The 21,225-nt window shown below is 67.8% G+C and carries 16 protein-coding genes and 1 riboswitch; of the genes, 12 read left to right on the plus strand and 4 right to left on the minus strand.

Annotated elements, in window-relative coordinates; all coding sequences use genetic code 11:
• Positions 1 to 163: 163 nt before the first annotated feature.
• Entirely contained in the window at positions 164 to 1,504 is a 1,341-nt protein-coding gene (locus tag ACX9MO_RS06275; RefSeq protein ID WP_462213925.1) for a Hint domain-containing protein, read from the plus strand.
• Between the two features lie 95 nt (positions 1,505 to 1,599).
• Here ACX9MO_RS06275 and ACX9MO_RS06280 read toward each other — a convergent pair whose 3' ends face one another.
• Together ACX9MO_RS06280 and ACX9MO_RS06285 are read right to left on the minus strand one after the other, a co-directional pair.
• The gene (locus ACX9MO_RS06280; RefSeq protein ID WP_462213926.1) at positions 1,600 to 3,516 is read right to left on the minus strand and encodes an FAD-binding monooxygenase; all 1,917 of its coding nucleotides are present in this window, start codon (positions 3,514 to 3,516) and stop codon (positions 1,600 to 1,602) included.
• A gap of 205 nt (positions 3,517 to 3,721) precedes the next feature.
• Positions 3,722 to 4,153 carry a MarR family winged helix-turn-helix transcriptional regulator gene (locus ACX9MO_RS06285; protein ID WP_222491160.1) on the minus strand — a complete coding sequence of 144 codons (432 nt, stop codon included), beginning with the start codon at positions 4,151 to 4,153 and terminating at the stop codon, positions 3,722 to 3,724.
• A 254-nt stretch (positions 4,154 to 4,407) separates the two neighbouring features.
• Between ACX9MO_RS06285 and ACX9MO_RS06290 the strand changes: the two genes are divergently transcribed.
• The 3 genes from ACX9MO_RS06290 to ACX9MO_RS06300 all read left to right on the plus strand — a co-directional run bounded on the left by ACX9MO_RS06290 (position 4,408) and on the right by ACX9MO_RS06300 (position 7,431).
• Entirely contained in the window at positions 4,408 to 5,433 is a 1,026-nt protein-coding gene (locus tag ACX9MO_RS06290) for a TRAP transporter substrate-binding protein (RefSeq protein WP_462213927.1), read from the plus strand.
• 116 nt (positions 5,434 to 5,549) lie between these two features.
• On the plus strand, positions 5,550 to 6,047 hold the full coding sequence (locus ACX9MO_RS06295; protein ID WP_222491158.1) for a TRAP transporter small permease: 498 nt from the start codon (positions 5,550 to 5,552) through the stop codon (positions 6,045 to 6,047).
• Positions 6,040 to 7,431: a TRAP transporter large permease gene (locus ACX9MO_RS06300; protein WP_222491157.1), complete on the plus strand. Its 1,392-nt coding sequence runs from the start codon at positions 6,040 to 6,042 to the stop codon at positions 7,429 to 7,431. Before ACX9MO_RS06295 ends, ACX9MO_RS06300 begins: the two co-directional genes overlap by 8 nt.
• 144 nt (positions 7,432 to 7,575) lie before the next feature.
• On the opposite strand, the gene ACX9MO_RS06305 is transcribed toward ACX9MO_RS06300, so the two are convergent.
• Positions 7,576 to 9,657 (minus strand): TRAP transporter permease, encoded by a 2,082-nt coding sequence (locus ACX9MO_RS06305; RefSeq protein WP_462213928.1) that lies wholly within the window; start codon positions 9,655 to 9,657, stop codon positions 7,576 to 7,578.
• 100 nt (positions 9,658 to 9,757) lie between these two features.
• On the minus strand, positions 9,758 to 10,762 hold the full coding sequence (locus tag ACX9MO_RS06310) for a TAXI family TRAP transporter solute-binding subunit (protein ID WP_462213929.1): 1,005 nt from the start codon (positions 10,760 to 10,762) through the stop codon (positions 9,758 to 9,760).
• A gap of 323 nt (positions 10,763 to 11,085) precedes the next feature.
• Here ACX9MO_RS06310 and ACX9MO_RS06315 point away from each other — a divergent pair, with 323 nt between their 5' ends.
• The 8 genes from ACX9MO_RS06315 (at position 11,086) to metH (ending at position 21,134) form a co-directional block, all read left to right on the plus strand.
• The gene (locus ACX9MO_RS06315; protein WP_462213930.1) at positions 11,086 to 13,146 is read left to right on the plus strand and encodes an ATP-binding protein; all 2,061 of its coding nucleotides are present in this window, start codon (positions 11,086 to 11,088) and stop codon (positions 13,144 to 13,146) included.
• Positions 13,147 to 13,327: 181 nt separating this feature from the next.
• Entirely contained in the window at positions 13,328 to 13,633 is a 306-nt protein-coding gene (locus ACX9MO_RS06320) for a hypothetical protein (RefSeq protein WP_462213931.1), read from the plus strand.
• An 83-nt stretch (positions 13,634 to 13,716) separates the two neighbouring features.
• Positions 13,717 to 14,163 carry a DoxX family protein gene (locus ACX9MO_RS06325; RefSeq protein WP_462213932.1) on the plus strand — a complete coding sequence of 149 codons (447 nt, stop codon included), beginning with the start codon at positions 13,717 to 13,719 and terminating at the stop codon, positions 14,161 to 14,163.
• Complete coding sequence (locus ACX9MO_RS06330) at positions 14,163 to 15,029, plus strand: VOC family protein (RefSeq protein ID WP_462213933.1); 867 nt, start codon at positions 14,163 to 14,165, stop codon at positions 15,027 to 15,029. Before ACX9MO_RS06325 ends, ACX9MO_RS06330 begins: the two co-directional genes overlap by 1 nt.
• Positions 15,030 to 15,275: 246 nt before the next feature.
• Positions 15,276 to 16,343 (plus strand): serine hydrolase domain-containing protein, encoded by a 1,068-nt coding sequence (locus ACX9MO_RS06335; RefSeq protein ID WP_222491152.1) that lies wholly within the window; start codon positions 15,276 to 15,278, stop codon positions 16,341 to 16,343.
• A gap of 146 nt (positions 16,344 to 16,489) precedes the next feature.
• Positions 16,490 to 16,689: riboswitch (cobalamin riboswitch) on the plus strand.
• Between the two features lie 120 nt (positions 16,690 to 16,809).
• Complete coding sequence (locus ACX9MO_RS06340; protein WP_462213934.1) at positions 16,810 to 17,112, plus strand: hypothetical protein; 303 nt, start codon at positions 16,810 to 16,812, stop codon at positions 17,110 to 17,112.
• 244 nt (positions 17,113 to 17,356) lie between these two features.
• On the plus strand, positions 17,357 to 18,418 hold the full coding sequence (locus tag ACX9MO_RS06345) for a homocysteine S-methyltransferase family protein (protein WP_222491150.1): 1,062 nt from the start codon (positions 17,357 to 17,359) through the stop codon (positions 18,416 to 18,418).
• Entirely contained in the window at positions 18,411 to 21,134 is a 2,724-nt protein-coding gene (metH, locus tag ACX9MO_RS06350; protein ID WP_462213935.1) for a methionine synthase, read from the plus strand. The genes ACX9MO_RS06345 and metH overlap by 8 nt, the downstream gene beginning before the upstream one ends.
• Positions 21,135 to 21,225: the final 91 nt, after the last annotated feature.

A 21,225-nucleotide genomic window follows, 5' to 3' on the forward strand; every position in this document is an offset into this window, starting at 1 on the left:
GCGACAGATCAGCGTCTCTGACGCCCTGTTCTGACGCCCAAGCGGTGGATCTTCTCCAGCCTTTCCAGGTCCGTGTGCCTCCGTGCGCCCGGCCTCTGGGTACTTGCATCCAATTTCCTATCGGCCTGCGCCTTCGGGTCCGGCCGGACAGGCAGGAGGCTGCATGGCACTTATCAACCTCGATCTCGGCGGCTCCGGGACGACAACCATCGATCAGAGCAACGCCAACGACGGCGATACCATTGCCGTCGACGCCCTCGGGTCCCATACGCTCATCGTGGACGGGGTCACGGTCTCGCTGGACAGCATCGCCGGCGTGGAAGCCGCGTCGAGTTCGACCTTCCAGGCCCAGAACGGCGGCAACCTCACCATCGACCAGGGGCTGCTGAACATCGCCGCCCTGAACTCCATGACCTTCAACATCGTCGATGACGGGATGATCACCCTCGACGGTTCAGCCCTCGACCTGCTGAGCGACGTGACGAACCTGCTCAACAGCTACACCGTCGATTTCTCCGGCACGGACGTGGGGACCTTCGTCTACGATCCTCCCGCGGTCTCGATCCTCGGCTCGATCAGCTTCGACGTCACGGGGATGCAGGCGGGCGACACGCTCGACCTCGGCGGGCAGAACTGGGACAACGGCAGCTACGACAGCGGCACCGGCATCCTGACGCTGACCTCCGCCGGGCTTCTCGAACAGACAGTGGTCATGAACGTCGAGATGTCGGCGGCGGATTACCTGATCTACCAGGCCGATCCCTCGGCCTATCTCTCCGGCGATACCTTCGTCTATCCCGGAGCCATCGTCTGCTTCCGCGCCGGCACCCGCATCCTGACCGAAGAGGGCTACATCGCCGTCGAGAACCTGCGCGAGGGGATGTTGCTGCGCACGCTGGAGGGCGGGCTTGCGCCCATTCTCTGGGTCGGTTCCAGCCACCTCGACGCGACGCGCCTCGACCTGCTGCCGAACCTCTGGCCGATCCGGATCAAGCGCAACGCGCTCGGCAAGGGGTTCCCGGCCCGCGACGTGGAGGTCTCGCCCCAGCATCGGATCTACGTGAACGGCAAGGCCATTGAGGAGGTCGCCGATTGCGCGGCGGGGCTGATCGCGGCCAAGCATCTGACCAAGCTCAGCGGGATCAGCGTGGTCCGGCAGCCGGATGACATCACCTACTTCCACATCCTCCTGCCCACCCACGAGGTGATCTGGGCCGAGAACCTCCCCGCGGAGAGCATGTACATCGGCCCCTACACCGCACAGAACCTCGCGCCCTCGCTGCGCTCGGAGATCGCGACGCTCTTCCCCGACTTCGCCAAGCGGTTCCGCAAGGGGGCCGAGACCCGGTTCTCGCTCCTGCGCGGCTCGGTCGCCCGCGAGATCTCGGAAAGCCATGGCGCGACGCGCACCATGTTCTTTGCCCCGGGCAAGATCCGCCAGACCCAGATGCGGGCAGCGCGGCACATGCCCTGGAGCCCGGGCAGTGTGGCCGAGCTCGCCTGACGCTGGCCTGACTGGCACCTCCCGCCACGAGAAAGGCCCCGCCGGTCCGGTGGGGCCTTTGCTCTGGGCCCCGGCGCCGGGGACGCCGCGCGCCACTATCCCTTCAGCACGCCCGACAGGAAATCGGCCAGCGCCTCGCGCCCCGAGAGCGGCAGCACATGGGCGACATACTGGTCGGGGCGCACCAGCACCATGCAGCCCATCGCCCGGTCGATCCCGCGCATGTCGAAGATATCGCCGAGACCCTTGTGATCGGTGCAGAAGACCTTCTCGTGATCCTGCAGGCCATGGCGGCCCTTCGCCGGTTTCAGCAGCGGCGGCATCGCCTCGTAGGCGAGCGCCTCGAAGGTCTGCTGGAACACCGCCCGCAGGTCGAGAACGCTGTCGATGTCCTCTCCCGGACGGGTGAAACGCACCACCGGCGAGGCGGGATCGCGCAGCAGCCACTCGGCGAGGTCATGGATCGCGCCCCCCGGCTGGCCGCTATCCCCGGCCCCCGCAAAGGCATAGAGCCGCCAGCGGCCATCGGCCTGCGCCACATGGCCCAACTGCATCTGCATCGCATCGGCCAGACGCACCACGGGGGCGGAGTGGAACCGCTTGCCGATGGTCAGCCCCTCAGCCAGCGCCTGGTGGTCCGCCGGGCCGATCAGCGCGGAGGGCGCGTAATGCACCGCGAGGCCGCCGGTGAATTCGAGGTTCTCGATGAACTGCTTCTGCACGCGCGGCATGTCGGCGCCGTCCAGCGCGGACTGGCCCGGGGGGGCCGACATGATCCGCGCCCACTTGTGATCCGTGTCCACCAGCCGCTTGGCCTCGGCCCAGCGTTCGGCAGAGTAGCTGTGCAGCAGCTCGGGCCCGGCGCGGCCCTGAAGCACATGGGCCAGCTTCCAGCCGAGGTTGAAACTGTCCTGCATCGACACGTTCATCCCCTGCCCCGCCTTCGGGCTGTGGGTGTGACAGGCATCCCCCGCGGTGAAGACCCGCGGCGTCCGCGTGGCCTTCTCCGTCTCGGGCACGTCGTCGAACCGGTCGGTCATCCGGTGCCCGATCTCGTAGACCGACCACCAGACCACCTCCTTCACGTCGATCGTGTAGGGCGCCATGATCCGGTTGGCGGCGGCGATCATGTGCGCGGAGGTCAGGTTGCGGCTCGACACCCGCTCGTCCGGGTTCAGCTTGTCGAGTTCGACATACATCCGGAAGAGATAACCGCCCTCGCGGGGCAGGATCAGCACGTTGCCCTCCGTCGCGGAGGAGACGATGCACTTCTGCCGGATGTCCGGGAAATCGGTGTTGGCGAGGATATCCATCACGCCCCAGGCCTGATGTGCCGCGTCGCCGTGCAGCGTGCCGCCGATGGCCTTGCGGACAGTGGACCGCGCCCCGTCGCAGCCGACGACGTAGTTGGCGCGTACCGTGGTCGTGGTACCCGCGTTGACGCCCGTGTTCTCCAGCGTGACGGTGACCGGGTGGTCCTGGGTGCGGGTGTCGATGCTCAGGTCGCTGACGGCCCAGCCATAGTCGGGCTGCAACCGTGTCGGCGACTTGCGCATCACGTCTAGGAACAGCTCGTGGATACGGGCCTGGTTGATCAGCGTATGCGGCATCTCGGAGGAATCGTCCGCGACATCCTGCACCCGCCCGACGCGACGTACATAGGCCGGGTTGGCCGGGTCCGGGGTCCAGAAGGTCGTCTGGTTCACCCAGTAGCTCTCGCGCTTGACGGTCTCGCCGAAGCCGAAGGCCTGAAACATCTCCATCGAGCGGGTGTTCACGCCGTCGGCCTGCCCCTTCTCCATCGGGCCGGGCTTGCGTTCGACGATCATCACGTCGATCCCGGGAAACTGGGACAGCTGGGCCGCGAGGCAGAGACCGGCCGGCCCGCAGCCCGCGATCAGCACATCCACCGTCTCTGGCAGGGGGGCGAAGGCCCCGTACTCACGGCGGCAGGCGGCCGCATCCTGCAGGTCGGGATCCCCGCCGCGAAACCCGTTCAGATAATACTGCATCCTCGCTCCTCCTCGCCATGCAGCCAGAGGCCAGCGCCCCGACGAGGCATATGGTAGCTATACTTACTATCTCGGGTCAAGACTGATAAGTGTACTTCTCAAATTACGTCAAACCACTGTAATTTATTAACAATCAAACAGACGCCTCCGCCAAGGCGGACCACACTCGGATCAATTCGCGATTCGGAAAAGGGCTGCGCGGCCGTCAGGACTGGGCGGCGGCGGTCGAGGATTTATGCGCCAGTTCGAGGAAATGGCGGCGCTCCTCCTCGGTCAGGCCGGGTAGGATATCGGATTGCAGGTCCCGCACCACGGGGAGGATACGTTCGAACATCGCGGTGCCCGCATCGGTCAGGGTCACGACGCGCGCCCGGCGGTCGCGCTTGCTGACACTGCGGGAAATCCAGCCCTTCTGTTCCAGACGGTCGATCACCCCGCCGATGGTCGCCCGGTCATAGGCGATGGCGGCGGCGATCCCGGCCTGATCGATCCCGGGATTGTCCCGGATCGCATCCATGGCGGCGAATTGCACCGGCGTCACGTCCAGCCCGGCCGCCTTGGTCTGAGCCGCGAAGACATGGGCCGAAGTCTGGTGCATCCTGCGGATCAGGTGCCCTGCCATATCGTGAACGGTCATCTCGTCTCCTCGCGCCCTGCCGGCTAGCCTTGCCGGTCCACGCTGCCGGTTTCCGGAGTGATTCCGGCGCGTCCCCCACCCGGGCCCCTGCGCCGAAACGGCGTATTCTTCCGTTAAATCGTTCTATGGCAGAGCGTTACCAAAAATAAAACGTCAACTTACTTTTTCTGTTGACCCAAGCTTAGTCAAGTCGGGTATGATAAGTCTACATATTAAAGGCCGGGCACGGCCTGAGCCATCCAAAGGAGGAGTGGATGTCGGGACTTACCAAACTTCTGTGCACGGCGGCGGCTGTTGCGTCCCTGGCCGGATCGGCCGCGGCGCAGGACGTCACGCTGATCATGCATCACTTCCTGCCGCCCGTCTCGAACGCGCACAAGGACATGCTCGCCCCCTGGGCCGAGAAGATCGAGGCCGAGAGCGATGGCCGCATCCACGTGGAGATCGCGCCGTCGATGTCCATGGGCGGCAAGCCGAACGAGCTTTACGGGCAGGTCCGGGACGGGGCGGCCGATATCATCTGGACGATCCTCGGCTATACCCCCGGCGTCTTCCCGCGCAGCGAGGTCTTCGAGCTGCCGCTGGTCCATGCCGGATCGGCACGGCAGACCACCATTGCGCTCAACGCCTCCCTCGACATGCTGGCGGAGGACTTCAAGGACGTGAAGGTCCTCTTCCTGCACAGCCACGAGGGCAACCTGATCCACAGCGCCACCAAGCCGGTCCGCAGCTTCGAGGACGTGGCAGGCATGAAGCTCCGCACTCCCAGCCGCACCGGCGCTTGGGAAATCACCGAGATGGGCGCCGAACCGGTCGGCCTGCCGGTGCCCGCCCTGCCCGAGGCGATGTCGAAGGGCGTCGTGGACGGCGCGCTGACCACCTACGAGATCGTGCCGGCGCTGAACCTGCAGGAGCTCGACAAGTACACGACCGAACTGCCCAACGGGGATCGCTTCGGCACCTCGGTCTTCATGCTGGCGATGAACAAGGACATCTACGATGACCTGCCCGACGACCTGAAGGCCGTGATCGACGCCAACTCCGGCATGAATGTCGCGGCCGAGATCGGCGCGCTCTGGGAGGGCTTCGAGGACACCGGCATTGCCGCGCTCGACGGCGCCGGGGTGGAGCGCATCGTCCTCTCCGAGGAGGAAGGCGCCAAGTTCGACGCGGTGAGCGAGAAGGTCGTGCAGCAGTGGGTCGACGACGTCGCCTCCAAGGGCATCGACGGCGCGGCCCTCGTCGAGGGCGCGCGCGCGGCGATCGCCGCGGCCAAGTAACGCCGCAGGCTTCCGACAGGGCCGGAAACCTCACCGGCCCTGCGACCGGACGGGGCCGGCCACAGCGCCCGCCCCACCGGACCCATCGAAACCAAGCTATTCAAAGGGGGCGCAAGATGACTGCCGTTCTGTGGCGAACAGCGGACCTATTCGCCGTGCTGGCCGGTGTCGCGCTCTTCGTGATCGTGGCCGTGACCACGACCAATACCGGGGCCTTCATCCTCGACCGGATCACCGGCCCGCTGGGCGTCGACGTGCCCGGCCTGCCGGGCTACGAGGATTTCGTCCAGCTGGCCATCAGCGGCATCGCCCTGATGTTCTTCCCCTTCTGTCAGGCCAACCGCGGTCACGTCTCGGTCGACCTCTTCATGGAGCGCCTCCCCGAGCGCGTGCAGGGCGCGGTCGACAAGCTCTGGCTGCTGCTGACCGCGGGCATGGCGGTCTTCCTCGCCTACTGGATGGTGCAGGGCCTGATCGAGGCCCGCGAGGACGGCGCCGTGACCTCGGTCCTCGGCTGGAGCGTCTGGCCCTTCTACATTCCCGGCATCCTGTCGATGGCCCTCTGGGGCCTCGTGGCGCTGGTCCAGATCCGCGGGGACCTGCGTCATGGCTGATCCGATCACCATCGGGGTTCTGGGCCTCGTCGTTCTCTTCGTACTGCTTCTGCTGCGGATGCCGGTCGGCATCGCGATGATCCTCGTGGGCATCGGCGGCACATGGGTGCTCAGCCTCGCGGTGCCCTTCGTGCGCTTTGTGCCCTACATCCGGCAGTTCAAGTCACTGCTGTGGGAGAACGTGGCGAACTACGACCTCTCGGTCGTGCCGCTCTTCGTCCTGATGGGCTACATCGCCGCCGAGGCACGCCTGTCCTCGGACCTCTTCAAGGGGCTCGAGGCGCTGATGTCGCGCATCCGGGGCGGCGTGGCCATGGCCGCGGTTGCGGCCTGCGGCGGCTTCGGCGCGGTCTGCGGTTCGTCGCTGGCGACGGCGGCGACCATGGGCAAGGTCGCCCTGCCGGAACTGCGCGCGCTCGGCTATTCGCCCCGGCTGGCCTCCGGTGCGCTGGCGGCGGGCGGCACGCTGGGCATCCTGATCCCGCCCTCGGTGGCACTGGTGATCTACGCCATCATCGTCGAGGGCTCGATCCTCAAGATGTTCCAGGCGGCCATCGTCCCCGGCCTGCTGGCGGTGCTGGGCTTCATCCTCGTCATCGCCGTGACGGTCCGGCTGAACCCGTCGAGCGCCCCTGCCCCCGCGCCCATGGCGCCCGAGGCGCGCCGCATCGCCCTGCGCCGCCTGATCCCGGTGATTGCGATCTTCGGCTCGATCATCCTCGGCCTCGGCTTCGGGCTCTTCACGCCGACGCCCGCGGCTTCGATCGGGGTCTTCGTGATCACCGTCTACGGCTTCGTCCTGCGCTGGCGCACCGGCGAGGGGCTGGGCCTCGGCGGTCTGCTGCGGGCGATCCGCGCCACGGCGGTCACGGCGGGGATGATCTACCTGATCCTCTTCGGCGCAGAGGTCCTGAAGGGCTTCTTCACCCGCACCGGCCTGCCGCAGGCGCTCAGCGACTGGGCCGCGACCAGCGGGCTGGACCCGATGCTGGTGCTGATCCTGATGCTGGTGGCCTTTGTCATCCTCGGTTGCTTCATGGAAAGCCTCGCCATGATCCTCGTCGTGGTGCCCTTCTTCTGGCCGACGCTCATCGCGCTCAACGGCGGAGACTACGCCACGGCGGACACGGCGGCCTTCGGCATGGACAGCGACAGCCTGAAGATCTGGTTCGGGATACTCGCGCTGATCGTGGTCGAACTGGGGCTGATCACGCCGCCGGTGGGCCTCAACGTCTTCATCATCGCCTCGCTCGCGCGGGACACGCCGATGTCGACAGTCTTCCGGGGCGTACTGCCCTTCCTCGCCGCCGAGGTGATCCGCGTCGGGCTGATCCTCGCCCTCCCCGCGCTGACCCTGCTGGTGCCGAGGCTACTGGCGGGCTGACACCTGCGACAGGCCCGGTGGTCTGCGCCCGCCGACAGACCGCTTGACGCAAAAGAGCCGGGGGTGACGGATGTCGCCCCCGGGCTCTCGCGTTTCAGGCCAATGATTAGCGGCCGTGCAGTCAGGCCCGGCCTCGCTGCCGGGTCAGGCGGCCGCCCCGCCACGCCACTTCGGCAGCAACTGCCGCAGGGCGATCGGCACCACCAGCAGCAGGCCGATGACGCTGGCCGTCAGGTCGGGTGCCACCAGCAGCAGCGCCGCGAAGACCAGCACCAGACGCTCGAACCAGTAGAGCGGTGCGAAGAGCCAGCTCGACACGGCGGAGGCGAGGATCCAGATGCCCAGCGTCGCCCCGCTAAAGGCGAGCGCGAAGGCCTGCCAGGTGAAGCCGTCGGTCACGATCAGCAGCGCGGGCTGGAAGGCAAAGACGAAGGGCACCAGCGCCTTGCCCATGCTGAGCCGGAAGGCGGTGTTGCCCGCCTTGAAGGCATTCGCCCCGGCGATCCCCGCGCCCGCATAGGCCGCCATCGCCACTGGTGGCGTCACATCCGCCAGCACCCCGTAGTAGAAGACGAAGTAATGGGCGACCATCTGCTCCACGCCCAGCATGCCGAGGATCGGCGCCGCCACGGCCACCATGATGATGTAGTTCGCCGTGGTGGGGATGCCGCAGCCCATCAGGATGCAGACGATCGCCGTCAGGATCAGCGTGAAGAGCAGCGTCAGCGAGGGCACGGTCATCAGCTCGAACGGCAGGAAGGCCAGCGTCTCGTGCAGCGAGGTCGCCCAGCCCTGCGCGATGCTGGTGACCATGTAGGCGATCTTGAAGCCGACACCGGTCAGGGTGACGACACCGATCACCACGCCCACCAGCGCCGCCGCGGCCGTGACCGAGAGCGACTGCTTGGCACCGAGGATGAAGCCTTCCCAGATGCCATGCGCCGTGCCCTTGAGGCCGTCCATCAGCCCGCCTGCGCGGATCTGCTGGATCGCCAGCACGACGATACAGGCGGAGATCGACCAGAAGGCCGCCGCGAAGGGCGTGCGGCCTGACAGCAGCACCGCCACGAGGATCACCAGCGGCACGACCGAGAGCCAGCCCGCCTTCAGCACCTTCCACGCGTTCGGCAGCTCCGCCGCCGAGAGGCCGCGCAGGCCGAGTCGACGGGCTTCGAGGTGCACCTGCACCAGCACGCCGAAGAAGTGCATGAAGGCCGGCACCAGCGCCGCGGTCAGGATCGTGGTCAGCGGCACGCCAAGGTATTCGATCATCAGGAAGGCCACGGCCCCCATGACCGGCGGCGTGATCTGCCCGCCCGTCGAGGCAGCAGCCTCCACGGCGGCGGCGAAGTGGCGGGGATAGCCGATGCGGATCATCGCCGGGATCGTCAGCGCGCCGGTGGTCACCGTGTTCGCGATCGAGGAGCCCGAGATCGAGCCGAGCAGCGCAGAGGACAGGACCGAGACCTTGGCCGGGCCGCCCGCATAGCGCCCCGCGAGCGCCGAGGCGATGTCGATAAAGAGTTGGCCGAGGCCGATCCGCGTTGCCATCACGCCGAAGAGCACGAAGTGGAACACGTAGGTCGCGATCACCCCGAGCGCGGTGCCGTAGATGCCCTGCGAGGTCAGGTAGAGGTGGTTGACGATGTTCGACCAGCTTGCCCCGGGATGGACGAGGATGCCGGGCATCGACTTGCCGAAGTAGGCATAGGCGATGAAGAGGATCGCGATCACCGGCAGCGGCCAGCCCATGGAACGGCGCACCGCCTCCAGCAGCACGACGATCAGGATCGTCCCCATGGCCACGTCGATCGGCAGCGGATTCCCGACCCGGAAGGCCAGTTCGCTGTAGATCCACGGCACGTAGAGCGCGCTGACGATGCCCGCGATGGCCAGCACCCAGTCCAGCAGCGGCAGCCCGAAGGGCGAGCGCCAGCCATGGCCCATCTCCTTGCGGCCGAAGGCCGCGAAGCTGAGGAAGACGACCAGCAGCGTGACCCCGAGGTGGAACCCGCGGTGCACGGTCGCCTGCGGGATGCCGAAGCCCGCGGTGTAGAAGTGGTAGCACGACAGCAGGAACAGGATCGCCGCGCTGATCAATGTCAGCGGCCAGACCAGGACACGGAAGCGGAGTTCCGGGTCGAACTCCTCTTCGATGGCCTGCAGTTCATCGGCGCTCAGTTCACGGACATCGTCCATGCCCGGCTTGCTGCGGTCCTCGGTCATCTGCGACGCTCCTGTGAGGGTAGAGGAAAAAGGGGGCCGCGATCATGCTCGCAACCCCCTGAAAATGGGCGGGCGCGGAACAGAGCCGCGCCGGACCGATTTACTGAAGCAGACCCGCTTCCTTGTAGAACTTCTCGGCGCCGGGGTGCAGCGGGATGCCGATACCGTTCAGGGCGGTGTCACTGGTGATCATCTTGCCCTTGGCGTGACCCGCGTCGAGTTGCTTGCGGGTGTTGTCGTTCCAGAGCGCCTTGGTGATCTCGTAGATCAGCTCTTCGGGCTGGTCCGCGCTGGTGACCCACTGGGCGCCGACGGAGAGCGTCTGCACGTCGTCCGCGTTGCCCTCGTAGGTGCCGCCGGGCACGGTGTCGGGGGCGAAGAACCCAAAGTCCTCGCAGATCTTGGGGGCTTCGTCACAGGTGATCGGAATCAGCTTGACCTCGTGCTGGCTGGCCAGCTCCGAGATCGCGCCGGCCGGGTAGCCGCCCACGAAGAAGAAGGCGTCCATCGCCCCGTCGCGCATGCGGTCGGCGGCCTGGTCGGGCTTCAGGTACTCGGGCTGGATGTCGCCCTCGGCGATGCCGTAGCCCTCGAGGATGATCTTGGCGTCAACCAGCGTGCCGGAGCCGGGCTCGTCCATCGAGACGCGCTTGCCCTTCAGGTCCGCGACGCTCGCGATGCCCGATGCGGCGCTGGCGACGAGGTGGATGCTCTCGGGGTAGAGGTTGGCGATGGCGCGCAGCTTCTCGACCGGCTCCTTGCCTTCCCAGATGCCGGTGCCGGTGTAGGCCCAGGTGGCCACGTCGGACTGCGAGAAGCCCGACTCGAGCGAGCCGCCCGCGATGGCGTTGATGTTGGCGACCGAGCCGTTGGCCGACAGCGCGGAGGCGATCAGCCCGGGCACACCGCAGGAGCCGCCCTGGTCACAGGCGCGCGAGCCCGGCGGGTTCGAGATCGCGTTCGCGAGAAGGCCGCCGATCGGGTAGTAGGTGCCGGCGGTGCCGCCGGTGCCGATGCGGAAGAACGCCATGTCCTGCGCGCTTGCCATCGGGGCGGAGAGGCCCAGGGCCAGGGCGACGCCGGCGATAATTTTCATGTGTTTCATGGTAGCTCCCAACTTCCATTGAAATGACTGCGGCAAATCTAGGTCCAACTTCATCACGTTCACAAGAGCAGACTTGACGGCCACCCCGGGCATGACCACGCGACAGCGGCCCGCGACCCTTGTTCCGCTGTTATTCCGCTGGGGCCCGCAGGTCCGCGCAGCCGGGCCGGCGACTTGTGCAAGGGCGGGCGTGACGGTGCCGGGGCCCCGGTTCGCCGGCAGCCCGCCACGATGACGTACCGTCCGGCACAAGCCCCGTTGTTTTCGGCAGGAATCGGCCTAGCTTGTGGCAGCGTAGAAACTCTCTTGGAGAGACCAGCACCGTGAACCTGCGGGACAGCCTTCGCTTCAGCGGACAGAAGAAGACACCGGGGGCCGCCTCGGGCTACCAGGCTCTGATGGACCTCGTCGACGACGGGTTCTGCATCATCCAGTTCATCGACGGCCCCGACGGACCGCTCAGCAACTACATCCACATCGAGTCGAACTCCGGCTACGAGCGCCACACCGGCATCAGCGACATCGTCGGCAAGTCGGTGTTCGACGTCTCGCCGCAGGACGGGGCCGAGTGGGTGAAGATCTACCGGGTCGTGCTGGAGACCGGGCGCCCGATCCGGTTCGAACGCCGCTTTGCCGAGGTCGACCGCTATATCGAGGTCTCTGCCACGCTGGTCGAACCGGTCGAGAAGGCACAGGTCGCCGTGCTGTTCCGCGACATCACCGAGCGCAAGCGGACGGAGCAAGCGCTGCGCGAGAGCGAGCAGAGCGCGGTGCGCAACGCCCGCCACGTGGCTCGCGCCCTGTCGGCGGGCGCGATCCTCGGCACATGGGCTTGGGAGCTCGGCGCGGATCGTTTCGAGCTCGACCAGGGGTTCTCGACCGCCATGGGGCTGGACCCGGCCCTCGCCCCCGAGGCCGTGACCCTCGACCTTGTCGCCGAACACGTCCATCCGGACGACAAGCCCGCCCTGATGGAGGCGATCGACCGCGCGATCGAGGATGGCGTGCCGATCGCCTTCCAGTTCCGGGTGCGGCAGGCCGACGGGCGCTACCACTGGATCGAGACCAACGGTCGCGTCGAGGAATGCGGCACCCGCGTCTTCGCGGGCGTGCTGATGGACCTCGACGACCGCCTCGCGATCCTCGAAGAACGCGACCGCGCCACCGCGGAGGTCTTCCGCCTCAACCAGACGCTGGAGGAGCGCGTGGCACAGCAGACCTCCAAGCTGATGGCGCAGGAAGAGGCCCTCCGGCAGGCACAGAAGATGGAGGCCGTGGGGCAGCTCACCGGGGGGCTGGCGCATGACTTCAACAACCTCCTGACGGCGATCTCCGGCTCGCTCGACCTGATCACCTCGCGGCTGCGCGAGGGGCGCACCGAGGAGGCCGCCCGCTTCCTCGAAGCCGCGCAATCCTCGGCCGAGCGGGCGGCGACGCTGACCCAGCGGCTGCTGGCCTTCTCGCGCCGCCAGTCGCTGCTGCCAAGTGCCACCGACGTGCCCGAGCTGGTGCGCGGGATGGAGGACCTTATCCGCCATTCCATCGGCCCGCATGTCACGGTCGAGACCTGCTTCCCCGAGGCACCATGGGGGGCGATGGTTGATGCAAACCAGCTCGAGAACGCGCTGCTGAACCTCTGCCTCAACGCCCGCGACGCCATGCCGGAGGGCGGGCGGATCGGGATCGAAGTCGCGAACGAGACCATCGGCGCGGGGAACGACGCCCTTGATCCCGGTGACTACCTGCGGCTTTCGGTACAAGACAGCGGCACCGGGATGACGGCGGAGCAGATCGAGAAGGCCTTCGACCCCTATTTCACCACCAAGCCGAGCAGCAAGGGCACCGGGCTGGGGCTCTCGATGGTCTATGGCTTCACGCGGCAGAGCGGCGGTGCGGCGGTGATCCGCTCGACCGTTGGCGAGGGCACCACGGTGGACCTCTACCTGCCGCGCTCCAGCTCGGCGCCCGTGGCTCATGCAGAAGCGCATCAGGGCGCGGAGGTGCCCGACGGCAGCGGCACCACGATCCTCGTGGTCGACGACGAGGTGCTGGTGCGCATGGTCGTGGTCGAGGCCCTGACCGACGCGGGCTTCGATGTCGTCGAGGCCGGCACCGGCGCCGAGGGCCTCAAGCGGCTGAGCGAACGGCCCGAGATCTCGGTCCTGCTGACCGACGTGGGCCTGCCCGGCGGCATGACGGGCCGCGTCCTCGCCGCCAAGGCGCGGGAACTCTACCGCGACCTCAAGGTCTGCTTCATGACCGGCTATGACGAGGAAGCGGCCTCGGGCCCGGCGCTCGGCGAGGCGGACGTGCTGCTCAAGCCCTTCTCCTTCGACCTGCTGGTGCAACGGATCGTGGAGATGACCGGCACACCGGCCAGCTGAGGCGAGGGCCGCGCCCGGCTTCGGGCGGCGGCGTCGATCCTCGGCCCTCACCTCTGTCGGCACCGCTCCGCGCGGCGGCTTTCCCGGGCCCGTAACTTCCTTGTGAACTCGGGGCCGCAGGCTTGCGGGCAAGGCGGGCGGGCCCCAGAACACCCGTGACGACAGCCACCCGGGACGACGGATGCTCCGCTACGCCACCCTTTGTGCGACCCTCGCGGTCCTGCTCCTGACGACCCTCGTGTCGGCGCAGGTCCCTCAGACAAGCGGCTGTGGCAGCGCGCGGGCCCAGGTGGATGTCTGCTACGCCCCCGGAGCCGCCCTGCCGGACCGGGCCCCGGCCAAGAAGCCCTGCCTCAGCTGTGCCCTGACCGACACCGCCGCGCTGCCCCCGGGCCCCCTCGCCTGGCCGCTGCGCCATGTCGCGGCAGAGGCCCCGCAGGGGTCCGGGCGCGTCATCCCGCCCGACGCGCGCCCTCCGCGCGCCTGATCTCCATCCCCGGTAACCGGTGCGCCCCGCGCACCAGCCCTGATGCGACGCCCCCCGGCGCTCGCCCCTTTGGAGATATGACCATGACCACCACCCCCAAACGCCCGGCACTTCTGCTGCCGGCTCTCGCCCTCGTCTATGCCGTCGCGGGCCCGCTCTCGACCCTCTGGCTGCGTGTCATCAGCGGCGTCGCCCTGATGATCCACGGCTGGCCCAAGATCCAGAACCCCACCGGCGCGGCCGAGATGGTCACCGGCCTCGGCTTCGCCCCCGGATGGCTCTGGTCCATCCTGCTCTCGGTGACGGAATTCACCGGCGGCCTCCTGCTCGCCCTCGGGCTGCTGACCCGTCTTGCTGCGGGCGGCACCTCGGTTGTCCTGCTGACCACGATCTACTTCCACTGGATCGTGAAGGATCAGGGCTACCGCGGGGCCGAGCTGTCGCTCATCTGGTCCGCGGTCACCCTCAGCTTCCTCGCCCATGGCGGAGGCCGCTACTCGCTCGACCGGCTGCTCGGAAAGGAGCTGTGATGGACCGGAGAACCCTTCTGGGCAGCCTTGGCGCGGCGGCGCTTGCAGGCAGCCTGCCCCGGGCCGCGCAGGCGGCCAACAGCCTGCCGGTCGAGGCCCCGATCCACGTCGGGCACGTCGGCCTGCGGGTCCGCGACGCCGAGGCGCTCTCGACATGGTACCAGCAGGCGCTCGGCCTGCGGGAGACCGGGCGCGACGGCGCGACCATCCGTCTGGGCGTGGGAGGGGAGACGCTGCTCACCCTGACCCAACACGAGGGGCTCTCCCTCGCCGGGCCTCGGGCGGCGGGCCTGTTTCACACCGCCTTCCTGCTGCCGACGCGCCGGGACCTCGCCATGTGGATCGCCATGGCGATCGACCAGCGGGTGCCCGTCACCGGCACCGCAGATCACCGGGTGAGCGAGGCGATCTACCTGACCGACCCGGAAGGCAACGGGGTCGAGATCTATGCCGACCGGCCGCAGGACAGCTGGCAATGGGTCGACGGGCAGGTGCAGATGGGCACCTTCGCCATGGACGTGGACGGCATCATGGGCACGCTGGGCCTGCTCCCGCCCAGCTGGCGCGGCGCGCCCGCCGGCACCCGCGTCGGCCATGTCCACATGAAGGTCGGCAACGCGCGTCAGGCCGGGCGCTGGTGGCGCGAGACGCTGGGCTTCGACGCCGTGAACGCCCGGGACGATGCGGTCTTCCTCTCAACCGGGGGCTATCACCACCATGTCGCGGTGAACGAGTGGATGAGCGCCGGCGCCGGGCGACGCTCGGACCGGGAAACCGGGCTCGACAGCGTGGACCTGCTGCGCCGGACCCCCGGCGAGACGCGCCGCTACGAGGACGACTGGGGTACGACGATCACCCTGACCTGAGCCTGACCCTCGGGCGATCCCCACGTGATCCTCGCGTGATCCCGGGGGGCGTGGCGCCGGCCGCCACGCCCCTGCCCGGCCTGCGGGCCCCTCTCCGGTCCCGTCGCGGGATCGGAGGACGCCGAAATATCGGTCGAATATCATGACCTGCGGCAGGGCCATGCGCTGCCCGGGCCGCCGCCCCTTGCGGTTGCGGGGCGCAGGCGTCAAGCCGGTGATGTCACTGACACTGTAAAGGAAAACAGCATGACCTCCGGTTTCGATCCCGATCTCCTCGCCCAGGCGGTCACCCTCGCGCAGGAGAGCGAGTCCCCCTGGCCGCGGTCGATGTACTACGACGACGGCAGCTATGTCGGGAACGTCGAGTGGAACGAGACCGGCCCCTGGACCGAGATCGTCGGCCCGGTGAAACCCCGCGGCGGCCCGGCCGGGCTGATCCTGCGCGGCGGCGAGGAAATCGCCCGCTGGGGCGATGTGGAGCGGGCCGACATGACCTTCTCGATCGCCAAGAGCTACCTCTCGACCCTCGCGGGCGTGGCCCATGGTGACGGCCTGCTGCCGGATCTGGACGAGCCGGTCTGCACCCGCGTGCCCGGCCCGGCCTTCGAGGGCCCGCACAATGGCCAGATCACCTGGCGCCACCTCCTGAACATGAACAGCGAGTGGAGCGGTGAACTCTTCGGCAAGGCCGACCAGGTGGATCACTACCGCCAGATCGGCGTCGGCGCCGACAACAGCCGCAAGGGCGAGATGCGCGAGATGAAGACGCCCGGCACCTTCTACGAATACAACGACGTCCGCGTGAACGCCCTGTCCTTCGCGCTGATGTCGCTGTTCCGCCGCCCGCTGCCCGAGGTCCTGCGCGAGCGGATCATGGACCCGATCGGCGCCTCGCCGGACTGGCGGTGGGAAGGCTACGAAACCTCCTGGGTCGAGATCGACGGCCGCCGCATGCAGTCGGTGCCCGGCGGCGGGCACTGGGGCGGGGGGCTGTTCATCTCGGCCTCCGACCATGCGCGCTTCGGCCAGCTGATCCTGCGGGACGGCGTCCACGCGGGCCAGCGCCTGCTGCCCGAGGGCTGGATGGCGCAGGCGGTGACCCCCTCGCCCACGCTGGCGAACTATGGCTTCCTGTGGTGGCTGAACAAGGGGCCGGCGGCCAATCCCGCCCTGCCCTCCAGCGCCTTCGCCGCGCAGGGGGCAGGCACGCACCAGATCTGGATCGACCCGGATCACGACGTGGTCGTGGTGCTTCGCTGGGTGGCCGGCGACCGCGCCCAGAAGGTGCTGGAGGCCATCGTCCGCGCGCTCTGAGCCGGACAGGACCTGTCGAGGGGTGCGGGGACCTGCGCGGCTGAGAGCCCCGCCCCGCTTCCCTCGCCCCGCTCCCATCGCCTCCGCCCGCCGCGCCCCTTGCAGCCACCCGGGCGTTGCGGCTGGACACAGGCCCCGGGCCATGCCACCTTCACGCCCGATGGTGCCGCATCCTCCGGGTGCGGCTGAAAAGGGAACACGGTACGGGCTCTGCCCAACTCCGTGACTGCCCCCGCAACTGTAGGCGGAGAGCGGTTCCGATTAACGCCACTGGACCAGGGTCCGGGAAGGTTCGGAACAGCATCGACCCGCAAGTCAGGAGACCTGCCATCTCCGGCGCGGTTCCCGCGCTGCAGTCACCTTGATCCTGGCGGGGAGCCGGGGGCGCGGAGGCAAGACATGGACTTCTCTTCTGCCGGTCCCAGGCCACTCGCCCCTGTCCCGCTGTCGCAGCGCGGAGGGCGCCATGCTTCTGGAACGCACACTCACCACACTTCAATCCCGGGCCGAAAGCCCCGAGCGCGCCCGTGAACTGGGTCGGCTCGGGTTCCTGCAGTGGATGATGCTGCTCAGACCCGAGGCGAGCTATCTCGAGGAGGCGCGGCGCGCCCTGACCCTGGCCGCCCCCTTCGAGGGCACCGATCCGGCCATCGCGGTCTTTACGCGGCTGGTGCGCGAGTCCCTGTCGCGCCGCGCCCAGCCGGTCGAGGTGCCCCTGCCGCTGCCAAGACGCCGGGGCGGGGCCCGCGCCCGGAGGGCGCTGATGTAAAGCCGGGGCCCGGAGGGCGCTGATGTAAAACCGGGGCCCGAAGGGCGCCGATGTAATACCGGGGCACTGAGGGCGCTGAAGCAATACCGGGCCATGGAGGCGCCCATTCAGCCCCCAGGCAGAGGGCACTGACGTGACACCCTCCCCGCGAATGTGAGCGAACCTCATATCCGTTACGAAAATTATGAGTTAGGCACTCGGTGCAAATCTGTCCTATCGAGGCGACTTGAAAGGCAGATTCGACATGATCAACTTCTCGCTCCCCCCCACGGACAGCTTCAAGGCGCTCCAGGCCGCCGCGCGCGAGCGCATCCTCCTCCTCGACGGCGCCATGGGCACGATGATCCAGACGCTGAACATGACCGAGGAGGATTTCACGGCACAGGGCCATATCCATGGCCCCGGCTGCCGGCATCACCACTCGGATCACCCGCAGAAGGGCAACAACGACCTGCTGGTGCTGACCCAGCCGCAGGCGGTCGAGGACATCCAGCTGAAATTCGCCCTCGCGGGCGCGGACATCCTCGAGACCAACACCTTCTCCTCCACCACCATCGCGCAGGCCGATTACGGGCTGGAAGGCGCGGTGCATGACCTCAACGTCGCGGGGGCGCAGGTGGCGCGCCGCGCCGCCGACCGTGCGCAGGCCGCCGACGGCAAGCCGCGCTACGTCGCCGGGGCCGTCGGGCCGACGAACCGGACCGCCTCGATCAGCCCGGACGTGAACGATCCCGGTTACCGCGCGGTGACCTTCGATGACCTGCGCACCGCCTACGGACAGCAGATCGACGGGCTGATCGAGGGCGGGTCGGACCTGATCCTGATCGAGACGATCTTTGACACGCTGAACGCCAAGGCGGCGATCTTCGCGGCGCTGGAAAGCTTCGCCAAGGTGGGCAAGCGCCTGCCGATCATGATCTCGGGCACGATCACCGATGCCTCGGGGCGGACCCTTTCGGGGCAGACCCCCACGGCGTTCTGGCATTCCGTGCGCCACGCGCGGCCCTTCACCGTGGGGCTGAACTGCGCCCTTGGCGCCGATGCGATGCGCCCCCACCTGACGGAACTCTCCGGCGTGGCCGACACGCTGATCTGTGCCTATCCCAACGCGGGCCTGCCCAATGCCTTCGGCCAGTACGACGAGACGCCGGACCAGACCGCGGCACTGGTCGAGGTCTTTGCCAAGGAAGGCCTGATCAACGTGGCAGGCGGCTGCTGCGGCACCACGCCCGAGCATATCGCGGCCATCGCGGACCATGTCGCGGGCTATGCCCCGCGCAAGATCAAGGAGCTGGCCGATGCGTGAACCGCTGCTGCGCCTCTCGGGGCTCGAGCCCTTCGTCCTGACCAGAGACATCCCCTTCGTGAACGTGGGCGAGCGGACGAACGTCACCGGCTCGGCCAAGTTCCGCAAGCTGATCACCAACCGCGACTATGCCACCGCGCTCGACGTGGCGCGCGATCAGGTCGAGAACGGGGCCCAGATCATCGACGTCAACATGGACGAAGGCCTGATCGACTCGAAACAGGCGATGATCGATTTCCTGAACCTCGTCGCCGCCGAGCCCGACATCGCCCGCGTGCCCGTCATGATCGACAGCTCCAAGTGGGAGGTGATCGAGGCCGGTCTGAAATGCGTGCAGGGCAAGCCGGTGGTGAACTCCATCTCGCTGAAGGAAGGCGAGGAGAACTTCATCGAACAGGCCTCGCTCTGCCTCGCCTACGGGGCGGCCGTCGTGGTCATGGCCTTCGACGAGAGCGGTCAGGCCGACAGCTACGAGCGCAAGATCGAGATCTGCGAACGGGCCTACAAGGTGCTGACCGAGAAGGTCGGCTTCCCGCCCGAGGACATCATCTTCGATCCCAACGTCTTTGCCGTGGCGACCGGCATCGAGGAGCACGACAACTACGGCGTCGACTTCATCCGCGCGACGGAATGGATCCGCAAGTACCTGCCCCACTGCCACGTGTCCGGCGGGGTCTCGAACCTGTCGTTCTCCTTCCGCGGCAACGAGCCGGTGCGCGAGGCGATGCACGCGGTCTTCCTCTATCATGCCATCAAGGTCGGCATGGACATGGGGATCGTGAACGCCGGGCAGCTGGCAGTCTATGACCAGATCGACCCGGAGCTGCGCGAGGCCTGCGAGGACGTGGTGCTGAACCGTACGCCCGCGAACGGCGGCAACGCGACCGAGAACCTGCTGGACGTGGCCGAGAGATACCGCGGACAGGGCGGCGCCAAGGGCCGCGAGAAGGACCTGACGTGGCGCGAATGGCCGGTCGAGAAGCGTCTGGAACATGCCCTTGTGAACGGCATCACCGAATACGTCGACGAGGACACCGAAGCCGCCCGGCTGGCCGCCGAGAAGCCGCTCGACGTGATCGAGGGCCCGCTGATGGCGGGCATGAACGTGGTCGGTGACCTCTTCGGCGCGGGCAAGATGTTCCTGCCGCAGGTGGTGAAATCCGCCCGCGTGATGAAACAGGCCGTCGCCGTCCTGCTGCCCTACATGGAGGCCGAGAAGGAAGGGCAGCGCGAAAGCGCGGGCCGTATCCTGATGGCGACCGTGAAGGGCGACGTCCATGACATCGGCAAGAACATCGTCGGCGTCGTTCTGGCCTGCAACAACTACGAGATCATCGACCTCGGCGTCATGGTCCCGCCGCAGAAGATCCTCGAAGAGGCCAAGGCCCACAACGTCGACATCATCGGCCTCTCCGGGCTGATCACCCCCTCGCTGGACGAGATGGTGCACCTCGCCACCGAGCTGGAGCGCGAAGGCTTCGACGTGCCGCTGCTGATCGGGGGCGCCACCACTTCCAAGGTGCACACGGCGGTGAAGATCTCTCCGCAGTACAAGAAGAGCCAGGCGATCTACGTCACCGATGCCAGCCGCGCCGTCGGCGTCGTCTCCTCGCTGCTGAGCAAGACCCAGAAGCCGGGCTATATCGAGGGCATCCGGACGGAATACTCCGAGGTGGCCGAGCGTCACGAACGCGCCGAACGGGCCAAGCAGCGCCTGCCGCTGGCCGCCGCCCGCGCCAATGCCATGAAGATCGACTGGACGGACTACGCGGTCACCGCGCCCCGCTTCACCGGCCCCAAGGTGATCGAGGGCTGGGATCTGGCCGAGATCGCCCGCTACATCGACTGGACCCCGTTCTTCCGGACGTGGGAGCTGAAGGGCGTCTATCCCCGCATCCTCGAGGATGAGAAATACGGCGAAGCCGCGCGCAACCTCTTCAGCGACGCGCAGGCGATGCTGCAGCAGATCATCGGCGAGGCGTGGTTCAAGCCCCGGGCCGTGGTGGGCTTCTGGCCTGCGAACCGGGTCGGCGACGACATCCGCCTCTACACCGACGACAGCCGGGACACCGCGCTCGACACCTTCTTCACCCTGCGCCAGCAGACCTCCAAGCGGAAGGACAGCCCGAACCTCGCGCTCGCCGATTTCGTGGCGCCCGAGGGCACGCCCGACTGGGTCGGCGGCTTCGTCGTGACGGCGGGGCCCGAGGAGATCGCCATCGCCGAAGGCTACGAGAAGCGCGGCGACGACTATGGCTCGATCATGGTCAAGGCCCTCGCCGACCGCTTCGCCGAGGCCATGGCCGAGATGATGCACGAGCGGGTGCGCAAGGAGCACTGGGGCTATGGCGCGGACGAGCGCTTTGCCCCTGAGGAGCTGATCGGCGAGCCCTATCGCGGCATCCGCCCGGCCCCCGGCTATCCGGCGCAGCCCGACCACACCGAGAAGGTGACCCTGTTCAAGCTGCTCGACGCCGAGGCCAACACCGGTGTCGAACTGACCGAGAGCATGGCCATGTGGCCCGGCTCCTCGGTCTCGGGCCTCTATATCGGCCACCCCGATGCCTACTACTTCGGCGTCGCCAAGGTGGAACGCGACCAGGTCGAGGATTACGCCGCCCGCAAGGGCATGGCGGTCGAGGAGGTCGAACGCTGGCTTGCCCCGGTCCTCAACTACCGGCCCGGCGACGCCGCCACGGAGATCGCGGCGGAGTAAGCCGAGCCCCGGCAAGCCGGTCCGGTGCAAGCCCGGACCGGAGCCGACAAGACCGGCATCAAGAAGATCGGGATCACCCGGATCGGGCCCG

It is taken from the genome of Pseudooceanicola profundus (assembly GCF_054919315.1).

Bases quoted from the DNA above. Each gene is read 5' to 3' on its own strand.
- ACX9MO_RS06275 (WP_462213925.1), top strand. From the start codon at position 164: ATGGCACTTATCAACCTCGATCTCGGCGGCTCCGGGACGACAACCATC.
- ACX9MO_RS06280 (WP_462213926.1), bottom strand. From the start codon at position 3,516: ATGCAGTATTATCTGAACGGGTTTCGCGGCGGGGATCCCGACCTGCAG.
- ACX9MO_RS06285 (WP_222491160.1), bottom strand. From the start codon at position 4,153: ATGACCGTTCACGATATGGCAGGGCACCTGATCCGCAGGATGCACCAG.
- ACX9MO_RS06290 (WP_462213927.1), top strand. From the start codon at position 4,408: ATGTCGGGACTTACCAAACTTCTGTGCACGGCGGCGGCTGTTGCGTCC.
- ACX9MO_RS06295 (WP_222491158.1), top strand. From the start codon at position 5,550: ATGACTGCCGTTCTGTGGCGAACAGCGGACCTATTCGCCGTGCTGGCC.
- ACX9MO_RS06300 (WP_222491157.1), top strand. From the start codon at position 6,040: ATGGCTGATCCGATCACCATCGGGGTTCTGGGCCTCGTCGTTCTCTTC.
- ACX9MO_RS06305 (WP_462213928.1), bottom strand. From the start codon at position 9,657: ATGACCGAGGACCGCAGCAAGCCGGGCATGGACGATGTCCGTGAACTG.
- ACX9MO_RS06310 (WP_462213929.1), bottom strand. From the start codon at position 10,762: ATGAAACACATGAAAATTATCGCCGGCGTCGCCCTGGCCCTGGGCCTC.
- ACX9MO_RS06320 (WP_462213931.1), top strand. From the start codon at position 13,328: ATGCTCCGCTACGCCACCCTTTGTGCGACCCTCGCGGTCCTGCTCCTG.
- ACX9MO_RS06325 (WP_462213932.1), top strand. From the start codon at position 13,717: ATGACCACCACCCCCAAACGCCCGGCACTTCTGCTGCCGGCTCTCGCC.
- ACX9MO_RS06330 (WP_462213933.1), top strand. From the start codon at position 14,163: ATGGACCGGAGAACCCTTCTGGGCAGCCTTGGCGCGGCGGCGCTTGCA.
- ACX9MO_RS06335 (WP_222491152.1), top strand. From the start codon at position 15,276: ATGACCTCCGGTTTCGATCCCGATCTCCTCGCCCAGGCGGTCACCCTC.
- ACX9MO_RS06340 (WP_462213934.1), top strand. From the start codon at position 16,810: ATGCTTCTGGAACGCACACTCACCACACTTCAATCCCGGGCCGAAAGC.
- ACX9MO_RS06345 (WP_222491150.1), top strand. From the start codon at position 17,357: ATGATCAACTTCTCGCTCCCCCCCACGGACAGCTTCAAGGCGCTCCAG.
- metH (WP_462213935.1), top strand. From the start codon at position 18,411: ATGCGTGAACCGCTGCTGCGCCTCTCGGGGCTCGAGCCCTTCGTCCTG.